20 protein-coding genes are annotated in these 25081 nt (G+C 63.3%); 12 read left to right on the top strand and 8 right to left on the bottom strand.

The window, feature by feature from the left end:
• Window positions 1-36 precede the first annotated feature (36 nt).
• The 4 genes from OCT39_RS12270 to OCT39_RS12255 all read right to left on the bottom strand — a co-directional run bounded on the left by OCT39_RS12270 (window position 37) and on the right by OCT39_RS12255 (window position 2829).
• Entirely contained in the window at window positions 37-549 is a 513-nt protein-coding gene (locus OCT39_RS12270; RefSeq protein WP_263584752.1) for a helix-turn-helix domain-containing protein, read from the bottom strand.
• A gap of 162 nt (window positions 550-711) precedes the next feature.
• Entirely contained in the window at window positions 712-1932 is a 1221-nt protein-coding gene (gene sstT, locus OCT39_RS12265) for a serine/threonine transporter SstT (RefSeq protein ID WP_263584751.1), read from the bottom strand.
• Between the two features lie 216 nt (window positions 1933-2148).
• Window positions 2149-2466 (bottom strand): hypothetical protein, encoded by a 318-nt coding sequence (locus OCT39_RS12260; RefSeq protein ID WP_263584750.1) that lies wholly within the window; start codon window positions 2464-2466, stop codon window positions 2149-2151.
• A gap of 183 nt (window positions 2467-2649) precedes the next feature.
• Entirely contained in the window at window positions 2650-2829 is a 180-nt protein-coding gene (locus OCT39_RS12255) for a hypothetical protein (protein WP_263584749.1), read from the bottom strand.
• 453 nt (window positions 2830-3282) lie between these two features.
• On the opposite strand from OCT39_RS12255, the gene OCT39_RS12250 reads away from it, so the two are divergent.
• The 7 genes from OCT39_RS12250 (at window position 3283) to OCT39_RS12220 (ending at window position 12321) form a co-directional block, all read left to right on the top strand.
• Complete coding sequence (locus tag OCT39_RS12250; RefSeq protein WP_263584748.1) at window positions 3283-4950, top strand: SLC13 family permease; 1668 nt, start codon at window positions 3283-3285, stop codon at window positions 4948-4950.
• Window positions 4951-5124: 174 nt separating this feature from the next.
• Window positions 5125-5949: an ammonia-dependent NAD(+) synthetase gene (nadE, locus tag OCT39_RS12245; RefSeq protein WP_263584747.1), complete on the top strand. Its 825-nt coding sequence runs from the start codon at window positions 5125-5127 to the stop codon at window positions 5947-5949.
• 81 nt (window positions 5950-6030) lie between these two features.
• Complete coding sequence (locus OCT39_RS12240) at window positions 6031-7182, top strand: exonuclease SbcCD subunit D (RefSeq protein ID WP_263584746.1); 1152 nt, start codon at window positions 6031-6033, stop codon at window positions 7180-7182.
• Window positions 7179-10244, top strand: coding sequence for an AAA family ATPase (locus OCT39_RS12235; RefSeq protein ID WP_263584745.1), 3066 nt, complete (start codon window positions 7179-7181; stop codon window positions 10242-10244). Before OCT39_RS12240 ends, OCT39_RS12235 begins: the two co-directional genes overlap by 4 nt.
• Window positions 10245-10275: 31 nt before the next feature.
• Window positions 10276-10998 (top strand): tellurite resistance TerB family protein, encoded by a 723-nt coding sequence (locus tag OCT39_RS12230; protein ID WP_263584744.1) that lies wholly within the window; start codon window positions 10276-10278, stop codon window positions 10996-10998.
• A 100-nt stretch (window positions 10999-11098) separates the two neighbouring features.
• Window positions 11099-11839 carry a tellurite resistance TerB family protein gene (locus OCT39_RS12225; protein WP_263584743.1) on the top strand — a complete coding sequence of 247 codons (741 nt, stop codon included), beginning with the start codon at window positions 11099-11101 and terminating at the stop codon, window positions 11837-11839.
• Window positions 11839-12321, top strand: coding sequence for a phosphatidylglycerophosphatase A (locus tag OCT39_RS12220; RefSeq protein ID WP_263584742.1), 483 nt, complete (start codon window positions 11839-11841; stop codon window positions 12319-12321). The genes OCT39_RS12225 and OCT39_RS12220 overlap by 1 nt, the downstream gene beginning before the upstream one ends.
• A gap of 82 nt (window positions 12322-12403) precedes the next feature.
• Here OCT39_RS12220 and OCT39_RS12215 read toward each other — a convergent pair whose 3' ends face one another.
• Both OCT39_RS12215 and OCT39_RS12210 read right to left on the bottom strand, forming a co-directional pair.
• Window positions 12404-13786: an NAD-dependent succinate-semialdehyde dehydrogenase gene (locus OCT39_RS12215; RefSeq protein WP_263584741.1), complete on the bottom strand. Its 1383-nt coding sequence runs from the start codon at window positions 13784-13786 to the stop codon at window positions 12404-12406.
• Between the two features lie 266 nt (window positions 13787-14052).
• On the bottom strand, window positions 14053-14952 hold the full coding sequence (locus tag OCT39_RS12210; protein ID WP_263584740.1) for a LysR family transcriptional regulator: 900 nt from the start codon (window positions 14950-14952) through the stop codon (window positions 14053-14055).
• Between the two features lie 170 nt (window positions 14953-15122).
• On the opposite strand from OCT39_RS12210, the gene OCT39_RS12205 reads away from it, so the two are divergent.
• From OCT39_RS12205 to OCT39_RS12195, 3 genes are all read left to right on the top strand, one after another.
• Complete coding sequence (locus OCT39_RS12205) at window positions 15123-16631, top strand: CoA-acylating methylmalonate-semialdehyde dehydrogenase (RefSeq protein ID WP_263584739.1); 1509 nt, start codon at window positions 15123-15125, stop codon at window positions 16629-16631.
• A gap of 12 nt (window positions 16632-16643) precedes the next feature.
• Window positions 16644-18329, top strand: a complete 1686-nt coding sequence (locus OCT39_RS12200; RefSeq protein WP_263584738.1) for a GMC family oxidoreductase — start codon at window positions 16644-16646, stop codon at window positions 18327-18329.
• Window positions 18330-18520: 191 nt separating this feature from the next.
• Window positions 18521-18724 (top strand): cold-shock protein, encoded by a 204-nt coding sequence (locus OCT39_RS12195; protein ID WP_009101184.1) that lies wholly within the window; start codon window positions 18521-18523, stop codon window positions 18722-18724.
• Window positions 18725-18817: 93 nt separating this feature from the next.
• Here OCT39_RS12195 and OCT39_RS12190 read toward each other — a convergent pair whose 3' ends face one another.
• Both OCT39_RS12190 and OCT39_RS12185 read right to left on the bottom strand, forming a co-directional pair.
• The gene (locus OCT39_RS12190; RefSeq protein WP_263584737.1) at window positions 18818-20863 is read right to left on the bottom strand and encodes a CocE/NonD family hydrolase; all 2046 of its coding nucleotides are present in this window, start codon (window positions 20861-20863) and stop codon (window positions 18818-18820) included.
• A gap of 48 nt (window positions 20864-20911) precedes the next feature.
• Window positions 20912-22213, bottom strand: a complete 1302-nt coding sequence (locus OCT39_RS12185; protein WP_263584736.1) for an ATP-grasp domain-containing protein — start codon at window positions 22211-22213, stop codon at window positions 20912-20914.
• 329 nt (window positions 22214-22542) lie between these two features.
• Here OCT39_RS12185 and OCT39_RS12180 point away from each other — a divergent pair, with 329 nt between their 5' ends.
• Together OCT39_RS12180 and OCT39_RS12175 are read left to right on the top strand one after the other, a co-directional pair.
• Window positions 22543-24312 carry an SLC13 family permease gene (locus OCT39_RS12180; RefSeq protein WP_263584735.1) on the top strand — a complete coding sequence of 590 codons (1770 nt, stop codon included), beginning with the start codon at window positions 22543-22545 and terminating at the stop codon, window positions 24310-24312.
• Window positions 24313-24373: 61 nt separating this feature from the next.
• The gene (locus tag OCT39_RS12175) at window positions 24374-25039 is read left to right on the top strand and encodes an alpha/beta hydrolase (protein ID WP_263584734.1); all 666 of its coding nucleotides are present in this window, start codon (window positions 24374-24376) and stop codon (window positions 25037-25039) included.
• The last annotated feature ends 42 nt before the right edge of the window (window positions 25040-25081 follow it).

Raw genomic sequence — 25081 nt, 5'->3', positions numbered from 1 at the left:
TGGCGAGTGGTACGTGATAGCGATCGATGCAGGTAGCTAGTGGTAAGTAATGGTCACCAGCAGCGTGGCGCGATCAAGACCGGTGCGATAAAGGTGCGGTCGGTCGGCGTTGAATTGGGCACTGTCACCGGGAGCCAGCCATCGCAGCGCGCCGAGTTCACCCGCCTCGATGCGTCCGCTAATGACGAACAGCGTCTCGACGGTGCCTGGAGTGTGCCCTTCGGCCTGGCGCTCGGTATTGGGTGCGAACCCCATCCAGTAAGCGTCGACCTGGGGCTCCCCTTGGCCCTGCTCGATCAGGGTGAGCTTTACATCGTCGTCGCAAAGCGCCTCGTCGACCGGCGCAATCAGCGCCCCAAAGGGCACCCCGAGCTGCACCGCCAGGCGCCAGATCGTATCCAGCGTCGGGTTGCCGCTACCTTGCTCGAGCCGGCTCAGGTTGGATTTGGCCATGCCCGCCGCGCTTGCCAGCTGGCTCAGCGACAGCCCGCGCGCCAGGCGCAAACGCTGAAGGTGCGCGCCCAGCGTGCGTAGCGTCTCTTCTTTCATGATGGACCGTTCGCTTATCCAGCGAGGTGCTATTTTTAAGGTGTTCTTTTTAGAGAACGCTTTATATAAGAAACGTTTTATAAAAAGAACGCCGGGTCGTCAACCCGGCGTGGTGAATAAAACGATGAGAGGGGAGATAAAGAGAAGGCGTGGGCTGAAAAATCAGGCGTCTGCTTTTTTCGCGCGACAGGCAGCGGCGGTAAAGAGCACGTCGGTCGAGGAGTTCAGCGCGGTCTCGGTGGCGTCCTGCACCACGCTGATCACGAAACCGATCGCCACGGCCTGCATCGCCACTTCCGTCGAGATGCCGAACAGGCTGGCCGCCATGGGAATCAGCATCAAGGAGCCCCCGGCCACACCCGAGACCCCACAGGCGGCCAGCGCCGAGACCACACACAGCAGCAGCGCGGTCGGAAAATCGACGCTGATGCCAAGAGTGTGGGTCATGGCCAGCGTGATCACGGTGATGGTGATCGCCGCGCCGCACATGTTGATGGTCGCGCCCAGCGGTATCGAGATCGAGTAGGTATCGGCGTCGAGCTCGAGTTTGCGGCAAAGCTCCAGATTCACCGGAATATTGGCCGCGGAGCTGCGGGTGAAAAAGGCGGTAATGGCGCTCTCTCGCAGGCAGGTCCAGACCAGCGGGTAGGGGTTTCGCCGTGTCACGACGTAGACCAGCAGCGGGTTGGTGATGAGCGCGACGACGCCCATGCAGCCCACGATGATACCTAAAAGCTGGGCGTACCTGAGCAGCGCCGAGGCGCCGGACTCCGCCAGCGTGCCCGCCACCAGGCCGAAGATGCCCAGCGGCGCCAAGCGAATCACCAGCGTAACGAGCCGGGTGACCGCCCCGGACAGATCCGAAAGCGCCTGGCGAGTCGTGTCGCTTGCCTGGCGCAGTGCCAGCCCCAAACCCACCGCCCAGACCAGAATGGCCACGAAGTTGGCCTCCATCAGCGCGCTGACCGGGTTGGAAATGGCATTGAGCAGCAGATCCCGCAGTACGCCAACGATGTCGCCCGGCGGGTTGCCGTCGGCTTGGGGCGCGTCCAGCGCAAGCTCGGTGGGCAGCAGGAAACTCGCGCTCACGGCGATCAACGCCGCAATCAGCGTGCCGATGACATAAAGCACCAGCACCGAGCGAATCTGAGTGGGCCGGCCCTTCTGGTGAGCCGCGATCGCCGCCATTACCAGTACGAACACCAGAATGGGTGCGACCGCTTGCAGCGCGCTGATGAATAGCTGACCAAGCAGCGCCACGCGGGTGGCCACCGCCGGCGAAAGTAGCGCCAGCGCAACGCCGGCGGTGATACCGATGAGAATTTGAGAAATCAGGCCCAGCCGTAATAGAGGCCGAAACGCCGCTTGGGCAGTCGCAATCATTGCAAAGCTCTTGGTCAGTCAGGACAAGGCGTCGACGCGCTGTTCGACGCTCGCGAAAGGCGGGTATTCTAGCAGTGAAGGTACAGGGCAGGGGCGTTGCGAGAAAAAAACGTCAGACCCATAGCAACGCCGGCGTTGTTAATGAGCGGACACAAAAAAACGGCTTGCTTTCATCCGGAAAGCAAGCCGTTTTTATTAAGCTTGGCCGTTAAATCATCACGCCACGGCGGCTTCAGTCTCGACGCCAGCTTTATGTGCAGCGACCGGGCTAACGGTCCTGGACTTGGCGGTCGCACTCATGGCATCGACCATGGCGTAGCCCTTGTTGATCAGCTCGACCACGTCCGGCGAAGAGCCCCACTTCAACAGCATCTCATCGAGATAAAGCTCAGCGGTCGTAAAATGGCCGCAATGGCTCAACATTTTGGCGATGGTGAAGTCCGTATGCGGCGTGTCGAACATTTCGCTGCGGATTTCCTTGATCGCCAGCTGAAGGCCGGCTTCCGAGATGTTTTCCAGTTGTAATCTGTGCATGCCACCACTCCTTGTGAATGCTGATACTTGAATAAAGTATTTATTTATACGCGTCTTGTACCAACTCACAGTAATACACCTCATCAGCAGAAGCAATCACCAATTTTGGCCCTATCGAAAAAATTGATGCGTATAAAAAAACCCCGCCGACGGTGGCAGGGTTTTCGCTGTGAATACGGGGTCTTAAAGCGGTACTACGAAAGCGAGCGTTGCAAGGCTTCCGGCGAGAAAGGCGGCGGCGGTCAACCATAAAAACTCCGCGTTACTCTCCTTTTCTCTCCTAAGCTTCTGTTCGCTTAGATATTTTTCCAGATGCTCTGGGCTTCCTGGTTGAGCCCCATTGAAAAGATGTTGGCGTATCATCTTAACTCCTTGAGCGTAAACGATTTGAGTAAATCCCCTCGTACGTGTTTCGTGACCAGCCCGATGCTTGTACAGACATTCTCTGGGTCATGGCGAAAGTATAGACCATGTACCGGGTGCGACGTTCATGAAAGTTGTACAAAAAGTTAACCTGAAGGTCATCAAAACGGCACACAGGAAACGTTCGTTTGCTAACCGGTTAATCTCAAAGGCGATGTCCTCGGGGAGGCCGATGCATCGATATTCTATAAGAAACCATGCATGTAAACGGTAAGGGCGGTTTATTCAACTAAAGTTGTTAGACTTTGGTAGTAATCGGGGCTAATTCACTGGACTAATAGCCGCTTGCAGGGAATAAAGGGCCCTCTAAAATCGGCGACGCTGTTTTAGCCATCTCAAGGCGCTGTCGCGAAGCGTCTTTACTGCTCACTCAATACCAAGCGGTACTGCCCCATGTTCAAAACGGCCACCCTATCGGTCTGGGACCAGCTTTGGCACTATCATTATCAGGCCAAACACCTTCTTCTGTGCGCACTGCCGACCTCCGGTGCCCCTGGCGCTACCGGTGCGCAGGGCGGTTCAGGTACGCCGACGCCTCCCGATAACACCCCCTCGCCGCGCCCGCCGGCGTACAATCGTGCGCAGTCCATCGGGCTCGTGCTCGGGCCGCTGATGTTCGCGCTGACGGTGATGTTCTTCGAGCCGGCGGATTTGAGCTTCGAAGGCCGCATGGTGCTGGCGACCACGCTTTGGGTCGCCATCTGGTGGATCACCGAGGCCATTCCGATTCCGGCGACCTCACTGCTACCGATCATACTGCTGCCCATTACCGGAGCGCTCGAGGGCAGTGCTGTCACCGCCGCTTACGGTAATCCGATCGTCTTTCTGTTTTTGGGCGGTTTTTTGATCGCGCTGGCAATGGAGAAATGGGATCTGCACAAGCGTATCGCGCTGACCATCATTTCCGTGCTCGGCACCAGTATCAACAGCATCGTGTTCGGCTTCATGGCCGCCACGGGCTTTCTTTCGATGTGGGTGTCCAACACCGCCTCGGTGATGATGATGCTGCCGATCGCCACCGCGATCGTCTATCAGGTCACCCAGGAGCTTGCCAAGAGCGACGGCGACCACAGCGGTGAAATCGACAAGTTCAGCAAGGCGTTGATTTTCGGTGTCGGCTACGGCGGTACCATCGGTGGTCTCGGCACGCTGATCGGCACGCCCCCCAACATCATTCTGGCCGCCGTAGTCAGCGAGCTGTTCGGCTATGAAATCTCGTTCGCCAGCTGGCTGATGTTCGCCTTCCCGGTCGTGGTATTACTGCTGTTCATCGGCTGGCTCATGCTCACGCGCTTTATCTACCCGATGAACCTGGGCCATCTGCCCGGCGGCAAGGAGTTGATCAAAAAGGAGATGGAGGCGCTTGGGCGCACCAGCTTCGAGGAGAAAGCGGTGCTGGCCGTGTTCCTGTTGGCGGCGTTTTTCTGGATCACCCGCTCGTTTTTATGGCAGGGCCAGATCATCAATATCCCCGGCATCAACGACACCATGATCGCGATCACCGCGGCGGTGGCTCTGTTTTTGATTCCCTCTCGCACCAAGGGCGGCTGCCTGCTGGACTGGGAAATCGCCCGTGACGTGCCCTGGGGTATTTTGCTGCTCTTCGGGGGCGGTCTGGCGATCGCCGCCGGCTTCAACTCGTCAGGCCTGGCCGCCTGGATGGGCGATCAAATGAGCGTGCTGGAAGGCGTCAACTTCCTGATGGTGATTCTGCTCTCCGCGGCCATGGTGCTCTATCTCACCGAGATCACCTCCAACACCGCGACCGCGACCATGATCCTGCCGGTACTGGCGTCTTTGGCGCTGGCGCTGAACGTGCACCCGTTCGTGCTGATGGTGCCGGCGGCCATGGCGGCCAACTGTGCCTTCATGCTGCCGGTGGGCACGCCGCCCAACGCGATCATCTTCGCCACCGGCAAGATCACCATCGCCGAAATGGTGCGCAACGGCTTCTGGCTCAACATCATCGCGCTGATTCTGATCGTGGCCGCGACCTACTTCCTGCTCCCGGCACTTTGGAGCGTGGATCTGACGGTCTATCCGGACGCGTTTCGCAACTAAGCCGCTCGCGTTTAGTCACCAGGCCCAAAGCCCCCGTTCGATGCGGGGGCTTTTCGTTGGCAGATGAGCGCCGCCTCGCTACGCTGGATGAAACGCTCACGGCAATGAGCTTTAGCGCCAGAAATTTCTCACGCACAAACTCCTGGCGCCACGAATCTTGAAAAGGAGAACCGCATGGACTCGCAAGGCGACTCGCAAACCCGTATCCGCCAGGCCCTTGGCGTCAAGGCGTCGATCGATGTGAAAGAGGAGATCGAGCGGCGCGTGGCGTTTCTTTATCAGCGCCTCAAGGGCACCGGCCTGCGTGCGCTGGTGCTCGGCATCAGCGGCGGCGTCGACTCCACCGTGACCGGGCGCCTTTGCCAGCTCGCGGTAGAGCGAGCCCGCGCCGAGGGCCGCAAGGCCGAGTTCTACGCCATGCGCCTGCCCTACGCCGTGCAGGCCGATGAAAACGACGCCCAGCAGGCGCTCGACTTCATCCGGGCCGATCATCTGCTCACGGTGAACGTCAAGCCCGCCAGCGACGCCGCCCTCAAGGCGCTCGAGGAGGGCGGCCTTGTGTTTCGCGACGAGCACCAGCGCGATTTCGTGCTGGGTAACATCAAGGCGCGCCAGCGCATGGTGGCGCAGTACGCGGTGGCCGGCGCCCACGCGGGGCTGGTGGTCGGCACCGACCACGCCGCCGAGGCGCTGATGGGCTTTTTCACCAAGTTTGGCGACGGCGCCTGCGACGTGGTGCCACTCGCCGGGCTCACCAAGGACCAGGTGCGCCGCTTGGGCGCCGAGCTCGGCGCGCCGGCGTCACTGGTGAAAAAAGCGCCCACCGCGGATCTCGAAACCCTCAAGCCGCAGCTTGCCGACGAGGACGCCCTGGGCGTGACCTACGCCGAGATCGATGCCTTTCTGACCGGCGAGGAGGTCGACGACGTGGCGCGCAGGACCATCGTGCAGACCTTCGAGCGTACCCAGCATAAACGCGACCTGCCCATCGCGCCCTGAAGCGTTCAGAGGCGTCGCAGTGCCAGTGCCCCGGGGTGAAGGTCGATGATAAGATGCGGGCACTCTCATTAAGGCGATGCCATGCGACTACTGCACACGGCCGACTGGCACCTGGGGCGGCTTTTTCACAACGTATCGCTGCTCGATGACCAGCGCTTTGTACTCGACCAGCTCATCGAGATCGTCGATCGTGACGCCGTCGATGCGGTGCTGGTCGCCGGCGACATTTTCGATCGCGCCATTCCCCCCGCCGGCGCCGTGACGCTGCTCGACGACGTGCTTTATGAGCTCTGCGATAAGCGCGGCCTGCCGGTCGTGATGATCTCCGGCAACCACGACAGCGCCGAGCGGCTGCGCTTTGGTGCCCGCCACCTCAAGAAGGCCGGGCTTCATATTCTCTCCGAGCTCGACCGGGCCGACGCGCCGGTCACTCTCGAGGCCGGCGGCGTGACGGTGGATGTCTTCGGCATTCCCTACGCCGACCCGGAGCACGTGCGCAGCGCCTTCAAGTGCGAGGTACGCGATTTCGACAGCGCCCACCGCTTTTTGCTCGAACGTATCGAGGCCGTTCGCCAACCAGGCCGCCCGGCGCTGTTGATGAGCCATTGCTTCGTCGACGGTGGTGCCGCCTCGGACTCCGAGCGCCCGCTCAATCTCGGTGGGGCGGAGAGCGTGGCCTGGGAGCCGATGCAGCGTTTCGACTACGTGGCCCTTGGCCACCTGCACGGGCCGCAGTATCGCGGCGGCGAGCACATCCGCTACAGCGGCTCGCTACTAAAATACAGCTTTTCCGAAGCGCGCCAGCGAAAGGGCGTGACGCTGGTCGATATCGATACGGACGGCCAGCTCGCGTTCGAGTGGCGCACGCTCACCCCCAAACGCGAGGTGCGCGTGCTCGAAGGCGAGCTGGAAAGCCTGCTGGCGCAGGCACAAAACGAGGCGTCTGAGCGCCGCGAGGACTACCTGCTGGTACGCCTGACTGATCGCCACGCCATTCTCGACCCGATGAGCAAGCTGCGCGCGCTCTACCCCAACGTGCTCCATCTGGAGAAGCCAGGCATGCTCGAGGCGCGCGGCGCCCAGCAGCTCGACCGCGAAAAGCTCCACTTCAGTGCGCTGGAGATGTTCAGCGACTTCTTCGAGCAGACCAGCGGCGAAGCGCTCGACGACGACCAGCAAGCGGTCGTGCGAGCGCTGATTGCAGAGCTGAACAAGGCGGAGGGCGGCCCGTGACCCCACTCGTGCTCACCATGCAGGCCTTCGGCCCCTTTGCCGGGGTCGAGCGACTCGATTTCACCGCCCTGGGCCGCCATCCGCTGTTTCTGATCAACGGCCCCACCGGCGCCGGCAAGAGCTCGATTCTCGACGCCATCTGCTTTGCGCTTTACGGCCAGACCACCGGCGAAGATCGCACCGGTACGCAGATGCGCTGCGACAGCGCAAACCCGGCGCTGCTCACCGAGGTGACGCTGGAATTTCGCCTGCAGGAGCGCTTTTATCGCATCCGCCGTGTGCCCCAGCAGGAGCGCCCCAAGGCGCGCGGCGAGGGCACCACCACGCAAAACACCGAAGCCCAGCTCTGGCAGCTCAACGAGGCCCTCGAGGAGCAGACGTGCCTGGTGGCCAAAAACGTGGGGGAGGCCACCGCCCAGGTTCAGGCGTTGCTCGGCCTGGACATCAAACAGTTTCGCCAGGTGATGGTGCTGCCTCAGGGCAAGTTTCGCGAGCTGCTGGTCGCGCCGTCCAGCGAGCGTGAAAAGATCTTTGCCCGGCTGTTTCAAACGCAGATCTTCAAGCGCATCGAGGATGAGCTGCTGGAGCGCTCGAAAGGCATCGTCGCCCGGGTCAAAAGCCACCGTGAGCATATCAGCGGCCTGCTGGCCGGCGGCGAGCTCGAAAGCGAAGCCGCGCTCGAGGAAGAGCTTGCCGCACTTTCGCCCCGGGTCGAGGAGGCCACCGCCGGGTTCGAGGCCGCCAGGCACGAACGCCGTCAGGCGGAGCAGCGCCGCAACGCAGGCGAGGAAACCCTGCGCCAGCGCCAGGCGCGCGACGCGCTGATAGGTGAAAAAAGTGCGCATCTGAAAAGCGCTGATGCCATCGAAGGCGAACGCCACCGCCTGGCGCAAAACGAGCGCGCCCAGGCTCTGCGCGCGCCTTTCGAGGCCGAGGTCCAGGTGCGCAGGGCGTTGGAGGCGGCCCAGGAAGAGTGGCGCCAGGCGCTGGCGGGGCTCGATGATCAGCGCGAGCGCACGGCAAAAGCGCAAGCGTCGCTGGCCGAGGCGGCAACACGTTTCGAGCGGCTTGATGAGCGCACCGAGCGCCGCCGGGCGCTGGGCGAATACCTCGAAAAGGGCCAAGCGCTCGAGGAGCTCGCCGCGCGAGCCCGCCAGGCCGAACAGGCGCATCAGCAGGCCCACTCCACCTTCCAGCAACAAACGCAGCGCCTGGAGGAGATTCGCCGACAGGGGGAGGCGGCCAGCCAGCGTGTTGAGGTGCTTCAGGCGGAGTATCAACGCCTGGCCGGCGCGCCGGCGGAGCTCAATCGTCACCAGGCGCTTCTAACGGCGCGCCGCGAGCTCGAAGCGCTGGCAGACACGGAGCGCCAGACCCAGGCGGCCGAACGGCGCGCGGCGCAAACGCTCGAGCGCTGCCAGGCAGAGACCCGCCGCGCCGAGCACGACGCTACCGAGTGCGAGATGCGCTGGCACCAGGGCCAGGCGGCCCTTTTGGCGCAAACCCTCCAGGCGGACGCGCCTTGCCCGGTGTGTGGAAGTCACGCCCACCCCGCGCCCGCAAAGCCTGCCGGCGACATCGTCACCAAAGAGCAGGTGGAGCAGGCCAGAACGCAGGCGGCCACCGCCCGCCAGGCGCAGCAGGCCGCCGAGCGTGCACTGCAGGCGACGCGCTTCGATGCCCGCCAGCACGCCGAGCAGCGAAGCCGCCTGCGTCAGGCGCTTGGCGAGTGGGCCGGTGCGCCGCTATTGGAGCTCGAGCGCGCCGTCTCAACGTTCGAGGCCAGCGCGGCGCGGCGCGAAAGCGTCGAGCGCGAGATCGACGCGCTGTCAACGCAACGCGAAACGCTGCGTCGCGATTGGAGCGCCCAGGATCAAAGGGTGAAAGCGTCTCAGACCGAGCGGGACGCGGCGAAGGAGCAGGCGCTTCGCCTGACAAGCCAGCGCGACCAGCTCAGCGAGTCGCTGCCCGCGGATGCCCGCGACCCGCAGGCGCTTCGAGCCAGCATTCAGACGCTTACCGCTGACATCAGCGAGATCGAAACGGCCCACGCCAGCGCCCGCCGGGCGTACGACGAAAGCGTGGCCCTGCAGGCGCGCGCCGAGGAGCGCGCAAGCGGCGCCAAAACGCGGTGTGAGCAGGCCGAGCAGGCATTGGAAAGTGCCCGCGCCGAATGGCAGAAAGCGCTGGCGGCCAGCCCCTTCGAGGACACCCGCGCCTTTGAGGCCGCCCGGCTCGACGACCCCGAGCGTCAGGCGGCGGCCCAGCGCGTCGAGGCCTACCAGCGGCGCCTGGACGAACTCGTTGGCGCCATCGCCAGCGCCGAGGCCAGGCTCGATGATCAGCCCGAACCGGACATGGCGGCACTTACGGCCGACGTCGAAGCGAGCCAGGCCCGCGAAGAAACGCGTTTAGAGGCGTGGCGCGGGCTGAGCGAGCGCCAGAACGCCTTGAACGGCGTGCGTCAGAAGCTCCAGGCCGCCCATGAGGCTCAGCAGGAACTCGAGGCGGAGTACAGGCTTTGGGGGACGCTCAGCGACGTGGCCAACGGGCGCACGGGCAACCGCATCAGTTTGCAGCGCTTCGTGCTCGGCGTGCTGCTCGACGACGTACTGATCCAGGCTTCCGAGCGGCTCACCCGCATGAGCCGCGGGCGCTATCAGCTCGTGCGCCGGGAGGACCCTTCGAAAGGCAATAGCGCCTCGGGCCTGGAGCTCGATGTGGCGGACACCTACACCGGCAAGCAGCGCCCGGTGGCGACCCTGTCCGGCGGCGAGTCCTTCATGGCGGCGCTTTCGCTTGCACTGGGGCTATCGGATGTGGTCCAGGCCTACGCCGGCGGCATCAAGCTCGATACGCTGTTCATCGATGAGGGCTTTGGCAGTTTGGATCAGGACGCGCTGGATCAGGCGATCGAGGTGCTCTGCGAGCTGCAATCCAGCGGGCGCATGATCGGCATTATTTCTCACGTTAGTGAACTCAAGGAGCAGATGCCGGTTCGTATCGAAGTAGCCGCGCACCGCTTGGGCAGTACGACCTCGATCAAGGGCGCGGTCCATTGAACGTTGACGTCACAACGACAAGGAGCCATCAATGAACGCGAGCAACATTTTACAACAGCTGATGAAGCAGGCCGGCGGCAAGGGCCAGAGCGGCGGGGTGGACGTCAAGGGCATGCTCGACGGCCTCTCGCGCCAGTTTGGCGGCGGTGACGAGGCCAAAAAGGGCGGCGGTGGCAGCGGCTTTGACGTCAAAAGCCTGCTCGGCGGCGGCGCCATGGGGATGCTGGTGGGTTCCAAACGCGGGCGCAAACTCGGCGGCAAGGCGCTCAAGTACGGCGCGATTGCCGGCGTCGGTATGCTCGCCTGGAAGGCGTGGCAAAGCCACCAGGCCAAGGGCAGCCAGAATGATGCGCCCGGTCGCGAAGAGGGCGAGCGGGTCGACGTGCTCGAAGGCGAAATCCAGGAGCGGCGAAGCCTGGAGCTTTTGCAGGCGATGATCATGGCCGCGCGCGCCGATGGCCATATCGACGCCGAGGAGCGTGCGTTGATCAGCGAGCAAATCGATGGCCTCGGCGCCGACGATGAGCTGCACGCCTGGGTCGAGCAGCAGCTCAACGCCCCGCTCGATGCCAAAGCGCTCGCCTCTCAGGCGGATTCGCCTCAGGCAGCGCGGGAGATGTACCTGATCAGCCTGGCGGTGAGTGACGAGCAGAACCCGATGGAAAAAGCCTGGCTCGACCAGCTCGCGCTGGAGCTCGACCTGGATGCGCCGATGGTTGCCGAGCTCGAGCGTCAGGCGGCTCAGGCCGGGTAATGGGCGCCGACGGCGTTGGGTAGAGGTCAAAGGGAGCGAAACCGTCTAACCTGCTGGTAGGGTGGCGGCTTGCCACTCCATTGAATCAAGGAGTCCACGGATGAACGCAAGCAGTATTTTCAAGCAGTTGATGGAGCAAGGCAGCGGCGAGTTGGGCCTCAAGGGCGTGCTGGACGAACCGACGCCGGGTCCGCGCGGCCCGCGCCCAAACCGCACTCAGTCGCCCCGGCCGCGCGCAGGCTTCGATACCCGAAGCGCGCTGGGCGGCGGCGCCATGGCGCTGCTGATGGGATCAAGACCTGGTCGTAAGCTGACCGGCAAGGCGCTCAAGTATGGAATCGTGGCAAGTATCGGTATGTATGCCTGGAACGCGTGGCAAAGCTCCGAACTACGTAACGGACCGAGCGCCGGTGCCGATGCCGAGTGGGACCGCGACCAGGCCCGCACCGCCAGCGACGAGCACATCGATTCGCTCAGCAGCGAGCACCAGGAGCAGCGCAGCCGCACACTGCTGCAGGCGATGATTCTGACCGCGCGCGCCACCGGCCAAAGCGAGGAGCAGACGCGCACCCGAGTCACCCAGAAAATGAGTGACCTGGGCGCCGATGACGAGCTCTACGCTTGGGTAGAAAAGCAGCTCAGCGCGCCGCTGGAGGCCAGCGTACTGGCCGAGCAGGCGGATTCACCCCAGGCGGCTCGCGAAATTCTGCTGGTCAGCCTGGCGGTGGCCGGTGAGCGCCACGTGATGGAAAGCGACTGGATTGAGCAGCTCGTCGACGCCCTGGGGCTCGATCGCGAAACGGTGATCCGGCTCAAGCGTAAAGCCGCCCAGGCGGGCTGATGCTCGAAACGCTCAATATTGCGTTGGCCTCGGGGCTGGGGGTGGGGTTTGCGCCGCTCGCCCCAGGCACCGTGGGCACGCTTTGGGGCGTAGCGCTGGCCTGGTGGCTACTGAGCCATCGCGTTAGCCATCAAGTGGCGATCAGCGCGCTGATGCTGGGCCTGGGCGTGCTCGTTTGTCACTACGCCTCGCGCTACTACGGCGGGCTCGATTACGGCAGCATCGTGTTCGATGAAATCGTCGCCTTTCCGCTGGCGGTGATTGGCCTCAAGGCGGCGCGAACGCGTTGGGTAATGGCAGCCGCGTTCATCGTTTATCGGCTACTCGATGCGCTCAAGCCGCCGCCCATCCACCTGGCCGAGTTCGCCCCCGGCGGGCTCGGCGTGGTGCTGGACGACGCCATCGCGGCGCTGTTGACCTGGCTTGTGATGGCCGCGTTGCTGTTGTTTCGCCGCCGGGCCTACACCACGCGCTCCATCTGACGCGCACAAAAAACGCCGCAAGCAGCGCTTGCGGCGTCAATCAGTTTTGCTAGTAAAGGCCTTTCAGGCCGACACCGTCCCCTTACTCCTGAACGATGATGACCGCCTTGGCATTGACGAATTCGTGCATGCCGAAGCCGCCGTGCTCACGGCCGTAGCCGGAGTCCTTCACGCCGCCAAAGGGCATTTCCGGGGTGGCCACGCCGAAGCCGTTGATGAACACCATGCCGGTATCGAAGTGTTTGCTCGCAAGCTCGGTGGCGCGCTTCACATCCTTCGAAATGATGCCGCCGCCGAGGCCATAGCGGCTGTCGTTGGCGATGCGCATGGCGTCTTCGTCGTCTTTTGCGCGAATCAGCGCGGCGACCGGGCCGAACAGCTCGTCATCGTAAGCCGGCTGGCCGGGGGTGACGTTGTCCAGCACCGTGACCGGGTAGAACGCGCCGGCACCCGATGGCTTCTCGCCACCGCAGAGGATTTTGGCGCCGTTTTGCACGCTTTTCTCGACCTGGTCGTGAAGGTCGTCGCGCAGGTCAACGCGGGCCATCGGGCCGACGTCGGTGCCGCTCTCTTTCGGGTCGCCGACCTTGAGCGCTTTCATCTTCTCGACGAAACGCTCCTTGAAGGCTTCATAGTTCTTCTCGGTCACCACGAAACGCTTCGCCGCCACGCAGGTCTGGCCGCCGTTGAACACGCGCCCGGTGACGCAGGTATCCACCGCCAGATCCAGGTCGGCGTCGTCGAGCACCAGGTAGGCGTCGTTGGAACCCAGCTCCAGCACGGTCTTTTTCAGGTTCTCGGCGGCCTTGGCGGCGACCTTGCGCCCGGCGGTGTCGCTGCCGGTCAGGGTCACACCGCGAACAAACTTGTGCTCGATGATCTTGTCCGATACATCGTGGGAGATGACCAGCGTGCGGAAGACGTTTTCCGGCAGGCCCGCATCACGGTAGAGCTTCTCGAGGAACAGGCCGCTGCCGGTGACGTTTTCGGCGTGCTTCAACAGCACCCCGTTACCCGCCATCAGGTTGGCGATCGAGTAGCGCACCGCCTGATAGGCAGGGAAGTTCCAGGGCTGAATGCCGTAGATCACGCCCATCGGCGAGTAGGTCACGATGCCGCGCTCGCCGTTGCCGGGCTTGCGCTGCTCGTCGGCGAGCTTGGTTGGCCCGTGCTCGGCGGTGTAGTCGCAGATGCCGACGCACAGGTCGATCTCCTGGCGCGCCTCTTCCGGCGGCTTGCCCATTTCATCGACCATGAGCGTGGCGAAGGCTTCCTTGTTATCGGCAAGCGCCTTGCCGATCGCCTTGATGACCTTCGCCCGCGCGTCCAGCGACGTGAGCCGCCACTGTAAAAAAGCCTCGTGGGTCTGCTCGACGACCTTGAGCGCCTGGCTCTCGTCCATCAGCGTGTAGCTTTCGAGGTTTTTGCCGGTGGCCGGATTGACCGTCGTGATGCTGTTGCTCATAAGACCTCCTGTCTTTTAATCAACGCGTTGAGTGCGGGCCCGAAGCCCGCGTCCAGTCCTTGGGTGAATCACCCATTAGCCGACTGGTCTATTTGGTTCGCTCTTAACCCTAGTAGACAAACGCCGCGCTGGCCAAACATGAATATCGATCGGCCTTGACTGGGCCCTACCAAAGGCGCGGCCTATTCAGCGTAGCTCGTTTTGATCACCTGACCGACGAGAGGGTTCCAAAAGCTTCGCGTCGGGTTGCGAGCGGCGATGCCGGCTCAAAGTCGATGGAGCCAAACGCTATCCAGAGTGTCGAGCGCCGCGCGAATCGGCGGCTCGGCTTCACGATCCTGTCGCCAGGCCAGGCTGAGCGCGCAGGGCAGGCGCACATCATCGACCACCGCCAGTCCGTTTTGCTGGCGCTCGGCCATGGCCTGGGCGTCGCGGGCAAGACAAAGCCCCACGCCGGCGCGCACCAGATCCAGCATGCACGCCTCCTGGTCGACCTGGGCCACACGATTGGGTGCTACGCCGCACTCGCTTAGGGCGCGACTCAATAGCCGGTGGTGGGCGGAGTCCCTTGGCGTGACGATCCAGGGAAGCCGCGCCAGCGCTTCCCAGCGGGTATCCAACAGCCGGTTCTCCCAGCCCGGCGGGGCCACCACGTGGTAGTGAAAGTGGGTCAGCTCGCGAAACCCGAGCGTATCGACGCCGGGGCCCTCGCCGGGCGGGGCGAGGATGAAACCCACGTCGAGTTCGCCCCGCTCGATGTGGGTGATGACACTTCCGCTCATGCCGTGGGCGAGCTCGGTTTCGAGCTGCGGCGCGCGGGCCATCAGCCGGCTCAAGAAGTGGCCCAGGCGGATGAACTCAGGGTCGACGATGGTGCCGACCCTGAGCTTGCCGCGAAGCGTCTGCTGCAGGGCATGGGCGCTCTGCTCGAAGGCCTGGGCGCTGGCCAGCGCCTGGCGCGCGGCGGGCAACAGCGCATAGCCATCGCTGGTCAACGCAAGGCCCTGGGGGCGGCGGATAAAGAGGGTGAGGCCCAAATGCGCCTGCAGCTGCTTCAACTTTAGGCTGACGGCGGGCTGGGTCAGGTGCAGCGTGGCGGCGGCTTTCGAGACGCTGCCGCTTTGGGCAACGGCCACGAACGCCCGCAGGGCGGCGTACTCCTGCATGAAAGCTCCTGTGGGTCGGTTTTGTTATCAGAAAAGCTTATATCGCGCTTAAGAATTACTCAATTGATCGCGGCCCGGCGCGGGGTAAGCTCGAGCGAGCGATAGTTTCAGGCCGCACCGTCGATCAGGCGGGCGAGCCGTATCCATGATCACCGATCAGAAGGCAGCTTATGTCCACCGCGATCCAGCACTACATCAACGGCCAGCGCGTAGACGGCGACGCCGCCGAGCGCCAGCCCGTCACCAACCCCGCCACTGGCCAAGTCACCGGTCAGGTGGCGCTGGCGAACCAGACCGATGTGAACCGCGCCGTCGAGGCCGCAAGCCAGGCGTTTCCCGCCTGGGCGGAGACGCCGCCGATTCGCCGCGCCCGGGTGCTGTTCAAGTTTTTGGAGCTTTTGAACGCGCACAAGGACGAGCTTGCCGAGGCGATTACCAAAGAGCACGGCAAGGTCTTCTCTGACGCCCAGGGTGAGGTGGCCCGCGGGATCGATATCGTCGAATTTGCCTGCGGCGTGCCGCAGCTACTCAAGGGCGACTACACCGACCAGGTGAGCACCGGCATCGACAACTGGACGCTGCGCCAGCCGCTGGGCGTGGTGGCAGGCATTACGCCGTTCAACTTCCCTGCCATGGTGCCCATGTGGATGTTCCCGGTGGCGCTGGCCACCGGCAACACCTTCATCCTGAAGCCAAGCCCGCTGGACCCGAGCGCCTCGCTACTGATCGCGGATCTTCTAAAGCAGGCGGGCCTGCCCGACGGCGTGTTCAACGTGGTGCAGGGCGGCAAGGAGGCGGTCGAAGCGCTGATCGATCACCCGGACGTGCAGGCGCTGTCGTTCGTGGGTTCCACGCCGATCGCCAACGCGATCTATCAGCGCGCCGCCGGCCACGGCAAGCGGGTGCAGGCGCTGGGCGGGGCGAAGAATCACATGGTGGTGATGCCCGACGCGCATCTGGACAAGGCAGTGGATGCGCTGGTCGGTGCGGCGTTCGGCTCCGCCGGCGAGCGCTGCATGGCGATCAGCGTGGCGGTGCTGGTCGATGACATTGCCGATGAGGTGGTGGCACGCCTTGCCGAGCGCGCCCGCACGCTCAAGGTGAAGGACGGCATGCAGCCAGACGCCGAAATGGGGCCGATCGTCACCAGAGAGGCCCACGCGCGCATCACCGGCTATATCGAAAAGGGCGCGGCAGAAGGCGCTGAGCTGGTGGTCGACGGGCGCGCGTTTGAGTCGAGCCAGGCGGGCGAAGGCAACACCGACGGCTTCTGGATGGGCGGCACGCTGTTCGATCACGTCACCCCGGAGATGACGATCTATAAAGAGGAGATCTTCGGCCCGGTGCTTGCCTGCGTACGCGTGCCGGATATCAAGAGCGCCATCGAGCTGATCAACGCCCACGAGTTCGGCAACGGCGTAAGCCTTTTCACCGAAAGCGGCAGTGCGGCGCGAGAGTTCGGCCGGCGTATTCAGGTCGGTATGGTGGGCATCAACGTGCCGATTCCGGTACCCATGGCCTGGCACGGCTTCGGCGGCTGGAAGCGCTCGCTGTTTGGCGACACCCACGCCTACGGCGAAGAGGGCGTGCGTTTCTACACCAAACAGAAGTCGATCATGCAGCGCTGGTCCGACTCCATCGACGACGGCGCCGATTTCATGATGCCCACGGCCAAATAGTCAGGAGGTTTCATGGCAGCGCGCACTAACAACGCACATCAAGGCGCCGGCGACACCTTCGACTATATCGTGATCGGCGCCGGCACCGCGGGCTGTTTGATGGCCAATCGGCTCAGTGCCGACCCGAATAATCGCGTGCTGCTGATCGAGGCGGGCGGGCGCGACAACTACCACTGGATTCACGTGCCGGTGGGGTATCTTTACTGTATCAACAACCCGCGCACAGACTGGCTCTACAAAACCGAGCCGGACGAGGGCTTGAACGGCCGCTCGCTGATCTACCCGCGCGGCAAGACCCTGGGGGGCTGTTCGAGCATCAACGGCATGATCTACATGCGCGGCCAGGCCCGCGACTATGACCACTGGGCGCAGGTGGTCGACGACCCGGACTGGAGCTGGCAAAGCTGCCTTGCGGATTTCATGCGCCACGAAAGCCACTACCGGATGGACGACGGCGGCGACGCCGACGAGGCGCACCGGCGCTTTCACGGGAAGGAGGGCGAGTGGCGGGTAGAGAAGCAGCGGCTCAAGTGGCCGGTGCTCGACGACTTCGCCCGCGCCGCCGTCGAGGCGGGCATCCCGCGTACCGACGATTTCAACCGCGGCGACAACGAAGGCGTGGCCTACTTCGATGTCAACCAGCGCGCCGGCTGGCGCTGGAACACGTCCAAGGCGTTTCTGCGCCCGGCATTGAAGCGGGCGAACCTGACGCTCTGGCACACAAGCCAGGTCAACGCGCTCTGCTTCGAGCAAGGCGAGAGCGGGCCGCGCTGTACCGGCGTCGAGCTCGAGCGCCAGGGGCGCCTCGAGCAGGTGAGCGCCTCAAGGGAAGTGGTGCTCTGCGCCGGTGCCGTTGGCTCGCCGGCGCTTTTACAGCGTTCCGGAATCGGTGCGCGAGCTCACCTGGAAGAGCTCGGCATCGAGGTGGTGAAGGAGCTGCCCGGGGTAGGCGAGAACCTGCAGGATCACCTCCAGATCCGCTCGGTGTATCGTGTCAGCAACGCCAGAACGCTCAATGCCATCGCCTCGACGCTTTTGGGCAAGGCGGGCATCGGCTGGGAGTATCTGACCAAGCGCACCGGGCCGATGAGCATGGCGCCGTCGCAGCTGGGCGCGTTTACGCGAAGCTCCAGTGATTACGCCCACCCCAACATCCAGTACCACGTGCAGCCGCTGAGCCTCGAGGCCTTCGGCCAGCCGCTTCACCCGTACCCAGCGATCACCGCAAGCGTGTGCAATCTGAATCCGACCAGTCGCGGCACGGTACGTATCAAAAGCCGCGACCCGGCGGTGCCGCCGTCGATTCGCCCGAACTACCTGAGCACCGAGGAGGACCGGCGGGTCGCCGCGGACTCGCTGCGCGTGACCCGGCGTATCGCTGCGCAGCCGGCGTTTGCAAGGTACGAACCCGAAGAGGTCAAGCCCGGCGCGCAGTACCAAAGCGACGAGGAACTGGCACGCCTGGCCGGCGATATCGGTACCACGATCTTCCACCCGGTGGGCACCACGCGCATGGGAAAAGCGGAGGATCCGATGGCGGTGGTGGATGCCCGATTGAGAGTGCTGGGCGTGGCCGGACTCCGGGTGGCAGACGCCGGTATCATGCCCACCATCACCAGCGGGAACACCAATTCACCCACCCTGATGATCGCCGAAAAAGCCGCTAAGTGGATTTTGGATGCAGCGTCATCGCATTGACATTTTTTTAAGGCATGGTGTTGACGTGTGTGCTGCATAGGCGCATGCTTCGAAGCAGTAGGTTAGCAAGTCGAACGTTGTCAGCAGCATCGAAACGCTCAAGCGTTGAGTCTGGTGAAAGTTTCTTGTTCTACCCACTGTAACTCGGGTATTACCCGGCTTTTCATTAAGCTACATCGAGGATTTCGATCATGGCAACTGGTACCGTTAAGTGGTTCAACGACACTAAAGGTTTCGGCTTCATCTCTCCGGACGACAATGGCGACGACCTGTTCGCGCACTTCTCCGAAATTCAGGCTGACGGCTTCAAAACTCTGCAGGACGGCCAGAAGGTTTCCTTCGACGTCACCCAGGGTAAAAAAGGCCTTCAGGCTTCCAACATCAAGGTTCTGTAATTTCGAATCGCTGATGTTTCCCGCTTGCTAACGCAATCGGGCTAGAAAAACCCCGCTTATCGCGGGGTTTTTTATTGGCTGGCGTTTGGCCACCTAAACCAGATCGCGAGGGATCGACTCGTCCCAGCTTTGCGAGTAGACCCGCGTGTCGCCTTCCCAGGCGTCCAGGGTTGCCTGAATGCGAAAGGCGTCGGCGCTTGCCGTGAGCCGCGTGTGGGTCAGCGTGCGCACCATCCAGTCGCCGCGGCGGAAGGTGCGCTCCCAGTCGGTGATCCCTTCGATGCTGCGATAATCGCCATAGGCGTAGCGGTAGCGCTCGGTCACCTTGCCGGCGATCTCGAGATCGATGTCGTCGAAGCGGTAGGCACCTTCGTCGTTGACCACCAGCACCTCGTTGACGTCGGTAGCCAAATCGCGAATCACCCGCCACACCTCGCTGCCGGTCTCGATGACCGTGGTGGCAAGCCCCGGCGCCGATACCGGCGGCTCGAACGCGGGCAGCGCCGCTTCCTCCTGTGGTCGCGGCTCGCGGGTGGGCAACGTCAGCCGGCACGCCTCGGGGTGGAAGGTCAGGCGAACCGGCTCCGGCGCCGGCCAGGCGATCGGCCAGTAGCTCGTCGAGATCGACACGCGAACGGCGTGGCCTGCCATGAATTGCTGAGCGATGTGCTTGAGCGCGACCCGCACGCGGTAGCGCTTGCCGGGCTCCAGAGACTCGGGAAACTCGTCGCTGTCGCGGTGGGTCAGGTTGAGAAGCCCAAAAGAGACGCGGGTGGCCTTGTCGTCCAGGTGAATGTCGCTCAGGCGCACCGCGACCATCGCCACCGGCTGGTCAGAAGAGAGTTCGAGCTCGAGCACCGGCTGGCCGCAGATCTCGAGTGGGGCGTCCAGCCGCGCGGTCTGAAAGATCAGCGAGCCGCCGTCCTCGTCGCGCTGGTCGTGGGGGAGATCCGGCGGCGCGTTGTAGGAGCACCACTTGCCGGCGTGAAGCCCGACCGAGAGTGACGAGCGCAGTGTCATTGGCGCCTCGGCCGCGCCGCTTGCGCTGCCGTTTGATTCGTCGTCTTCGGCCAGCAGGTCGTGGCCGGCGGTGAGCCTGAAGTGTTGGGGGACGATATTGCGCGAGGGCCAGCCGGGCTCGGCGACCCAGCGCCCCGGGCGGTGGTCGTAACGGGTGGAAGGCGGCGCCGACTCCTGCATCCAGACCCGCAGCATGGGTTCGTCCATGATGGTGTTGTCGATGCCCTTGAGCCAGTAGTCCCACCAGCGCAGCGCATCCTGCAAAAAGCCGATGGCGGGGCCGGGCACGCCCAGGTGCGGGTACTTGTGCGACCAGGGGCCGATGAGCCCCTTGCGCGGCACGTCGAGCCCTTCCATGAGCCTGAACACCGCGTTGCAGTAGCCGTCCGCCCAGCCGCTGATGGCGTAGACCGGGCACGTGATGGCGCCAAAATCCTCGCACACCGAGCCGTGCTTCCAGTAGTCGTCGCGGCGCTGGTGCTCGAGCCACTGCTTGAGCCACAGCCCGCTTCCGGCCAGGCGCTCGAGCCACATCTCGCGCCAGCGCTCGCCGACCAGCGCCGGATCCGGCGGGCAGGCGTTGCCGTCGAACATGGTCGAGGCCCAGGAAAGGTTGTCCACCAGCATGCAGCCGCCCATGTGATGGACATCGTCGGCGTAGCGGTCGTCGGTGGAGCAGATGGTAATGATCGCTTTCAACTCCGGCGGCTGGCGCGCGGCGATCTGCAGCCCGTTGAAGCCGCCCCAGGAAATCCCCACCATCCCCGCGCTTCCGGTACACCAGGTCTGGCGGCCGAGCCAGGCAAGAATCTCGACGCCGTCATCGAGCTCCTGGGGCAGGTACTCGTCATGGAGTACACCGTCGGACTCGCCGGTACCGCGAATATCTACCCGCACGCCGGCATAGCCGTGGCCGGCCCAAAAACGGTGCATGCCGGCATCGCGCTGGGCGGTCAAATCGCGCTTGCGGTAGGGCAGGTATTCGACGATGGCGGGTACCGGGTCGGTGTCGGCGTCAACGGGGCGCCAGATGCGCACGGCCAGGCGCGTGCCGTCACTCATCTCGATCCAGGTCTCCTCCTCGAAGACGCGGCGGGGCAAGTCATCCACGATCTGCATAAGCACTCTCCTTGAAAGCGAATATGGCCTTGAAAGCGAACGTGTCGCTTAGCCGATCACGTCGCTGAATTCGAAGTGAAGCCGCTCGGCCAGGTTGCGGTAGTTTTTCTCCAGCACCTCGCTGGTGGGCGCCCCCATCCAGATGTAGGCGAGCGCGTAGCTGTAGGCGTCCTGCTCGGGAAGCGTTGAGAGCCGCTGGCCAGGCGCCACCTGCAGATCGATCAGCGTGCCCGGGTAAGCCTCTTCCAGCGCCTTGATCTCCTCTTTGGAGGGCACGCGGGCGACGGTGGCGTCATCGAAAAAGACGCGGTAGAAGAACTTGCCGGCTACCGGATAAGCGCCTTCGCGATGAGGCATGTTCGGCGTTTGGCCCAGCGCCAGGTCGATGGTGACCTGCTGGTGGCTGACGCCGTCGACTTTTTCGAAAAGGTCGCAGTGAGACTGCGAAATGCGCGTGTTGACCTCCAAAAGCCAGATGCGGTTTTGAACTTCGTCCCAGAAAAACTCCACGTTGAAGGCGGCGTTGTCGTAACCGATATGCGACAGCAGCATCGTGGTCAGCTCGCGCATCTTGTCCTGAATCTTCTCCGGCAGGGTGGAGGGGTAGTGGTAGTAGAGAAAGCTCAGCACCCGAGGGTAGCGAAGCGAATCGACGATGCCGTAGGGCACCACCTTGCCCTCGAACACGTAGCCTTCCACGGTGCACTGCCAGCCGCCGATGATCTCCTCGGCCATGCAGAAGCCGCCGTCGACCCGGCGCACCTCCTCGGGTATCTCGGCCTGCTCGAGAATGAAGTTGAATGGCTCGGAAATCAGCCCGATATCACGTCTGAGCGCCTTGATCGCGGATTCGAAATCTTCCGGGCTGTCGATGCGAAAGCCAAGTCGGGAGCCGGATGACTTGATCGGCTTGATGAAGAACGGAAAATAGAGCCCGGCGCGGCCGATTTCCGACAGCGCCTGGTCGTCGAAGGGGTCGAAGGCGGTAAAACGGGGGATGAAGTTGCCGATCACCTCACGCTGACAGCACCGGCTCCAATACTTGTGCTCGCACTTCAAAAGGCTCTCCAGGCTCGTGGTGCGGGTGTTAAAGCGGTCGCACAAAAGCGGCAGCATGGTCGAGACGGGAAAATCCATGTAGCCAACGATGGCGTCGATATCGTGCTCGAAGTTCGAAAGCGTTTCGCTTGCGCGCTCGACCATGGACGCGATCGGAAACACCTCGGTGTCGTAGACCTCGGCGGGCTCGATGACGCCATGAAACTCGAAGTGCTCGGCGCCTCGCAGGCGCTTCAAGCGCTCGTGGTTAAAGTCGTTGAGCCCGACGACGAAGATATGCTGCGTTTCCATGCGGTCTTCTCCCGTAATGACGAAACAGTCCGGCCGACCACCACGTACGATTCAGGTACCGCTTATCTATAATGTAAAGAAAGGTTAGCCTTTGATATTTTTGGTAACGGCCGCTTTTAGGAGCTTAGCGGGCTTTTCTCCCAGGCGCTCGGCGCTTTTCATCGATTTTGTAATCACGCCACCTCTCATTTTTGAGTAGCTACATGAAGAAAGCGGCGCGAATGATCTCTTTATATTCTTTTATCGAATAAATGTGTTCCTAAAAATAGCTTTTTGGAATATCTGGCAGGCGGCACAATGAGCACGTTTCTTTTTTTAAGGCGCGCGTCATGTCATTGGATGCTTGGATTGCGATCGGGGTCGTACTAACGGTATTTCCGTTGATGGCGCTCTCCCGGCTGGGGCCGGATATTATCCTGATGGGCGCGGTGGTAGTGCTGCTCACCCTGGGCGTGATCGACCCAGGCCAGGCGCTAGGCGGGTTCTCCAATTCCGGGCTTTTCACCGTGGCCTTCATGTACGTGCTGGTGGCGGGCATTCGTGAAACCGGTGGCATCGATCTCATCATTCGCCACGTGCTCGGCACCCCCGCCACCGAGCGGCGAGCGCTCTCGCGGCTGGTGTTGCCGGTCGCCTCCTTGAGCGCGTTCTTGAACAACACCCCGGTCATGGCGACCTACATTCCCGCGGTCATGAGCTGGAGCCGGCGCATTCGCCGCTCGCCGCAGCGGCTGTTGATGCCGCTAAGCTTCGCCTCGATTCTCGGCGGTACCGTCACGCTTTTTGGCACCAGCACGAACCTCGTGGTCTATGGGCTTTTGACCGAGCGCTACCCCGAGCTTTCGATGGGCCTTTTCGATCTGGCCTGGGTGGGCCTGCCCGTGGCGCTGGCAGGGCTTGCCTACCTGATTTTCGTCGCGCCCAGGCTGTTGCCCAACCGCGAAGGGATGGGGCGGGCGTTCGCCAACCCCCGGGAGTTCACTATCGAGATGGAGGTCGACCCCGGCGGCGTGCTGGTCGATCGCACCGTGGAAGAGGCAGGGCTTCGGCATTTGCAGGAGCTCTTTCTGGTCGAGATCGAGCGGGCCGGTAACGTGGTCAGCGTGGTCGGCCCCGGCGAGCGGCTCAAGGGCGGCGACCGGCTGGTGTTTACCGGCACCAGCGACGCCGCCGTCGAATTACAGCAGATCCGCGGGCTGGTGCCGTCGAGCGAACGGGGCTCGAACCTGGAGAAGGAGTTCAAGGAGCGCCGGCTGGTCGAGGCAGTGGTGTCACACCAGTGCCAGTTCATCGGCCAGCGCATCCGCGACGGGCGCTTTCGCACGCTCTACGGGGCGGCGGTGCTGGCGATTTGCCGCGGCGGCGAGCGGGTCACCGGTAACCTGGGTCAGGTGCGGCTGCAGTCGTCGGACGTGCTGCTGCTCGAGGCGCGCCCGCCGTTCATCGAGCGCCACCGCGAATCCCGTGATTTTCTTCTTATCAGCGAGCTCAATGGCGCCGCTCGCCCGGTGCATGAAAAGGCGCCGCTGGCCTGGGGTATCCTGATCGGCGCGGTGCTGTTGGCCGCCGTGGGCGTGATGAGTATGCTCAACGCGGCGATGCTCGGCGCCGCACTGGCACTTTTGACCGGCTGCTGTTCGGTGGCCGGGGCCAAGCGCGGCCTCGACACCCAGGTGCTTTTGACCATCGCCGCCTCGTTTGGAGTGGGCGGGGCGCTTCAGGCCTCCGGGGCGGCGGACGTGCTCGCCGGCGGCGTGCTCTCGATGGTGGCGGGAAGCCCCTGGCTTCTGCTTCTGGGCACCTACTGCGTGGTGGCGCTTCTCACCGAGCTTGTGACCAACAACGCCGCGGCGGTGATCATCTTCCCGGTGGTGACCGCCGCCGCTGAAAGTCTGGGCGTGAACGTGATGCCTTACGTGGTGACCATCATGTTCGCCGCCTCGGCGAGCTTTCTGACCCCGATCGGCTATCAGACCAATCTCATGGTCTATGGGCCCGGTGGCTATCGCATCAGCGACTTTCTCAAGGTCGGTGGCGGGCTCAACGTGCTGACCGGGGCGATCGCCGTGGCGTTGATCCCGCTGGTGTGGCCTTTCTAGCGCTCGCCGTCACGATCACTTTGCGCTAGGGTGTCGCTTTTGTTTACGAGGAGATCGCGTTATGTCAGAGCCGGGTGAACTGATCATCGAGCCCAAAAATGGCCAGCCGGCGGATGCCTGCGTGTTCATCATTCACGGCCTCGGCGCGGACGGTCACGACTTCGAGCCCTTGATTCCGGCGATGGGGTTATCAAAGGATATGAACGTGCGCTTCATCATGCCCCACGCGCCGCGCTTGGCCGTCACCGTCAACGGCGGCATGGTGATGCCCGCCTGGTACGATATTCTGGCGATGGATCTTGGCCGCCGGGTGGACGAGGCACAGCTCAAACGCTCCGCCGAGCGCATTCAGGCGCTGATTCAGGAGCAGATCGACCAGGGCATGGATAGCCGCCGTATCATCGTGGCGGGTTTCTCCCAGGGCGGGGCGGTCGCCTATCAGGCCGCACTCACCTTCGAGGCCCCGCTGGGCGGGCTTCTGGCGATGTCGACCTATCTGGCCACTGGCGAGAGCATTGCCTTTGCCGAGGCCAACGCCGCCATTCCCGTCGAGGTGCACCACGGCAATTTCGACCCGGTGGTGCCGGAAACCCTCGGCCGCGCCGGCGCTGATCGGCTCAAGGAGAAGGGCTACAGCGTCAACTATCGTCAGTACCCCATGGCCCACGCGCTCTGTCCGCAGCAGGTCAACGATATCGGCAAGTGGCTGCAGGCGAGGCTTGGCTAGTCCTTCGTCGACCGGCGACCGTGTGACGGGCGAAAAACCGGC

The sequence above is a fragment of the Halomonas sp. GD1P12 genome, assembly GCF_025725645.1.
GTDB lineage: Bacteria > Pseudomonadota > Gammaproteobacteria > Pseudomonadales > Halomonadaceae > Vreelandella.
The sequence above is the reverse complement of the archived record's forward strand: the minus strand, read 5'-3'. Positions and strand labels throughout refer to the sequence as shown.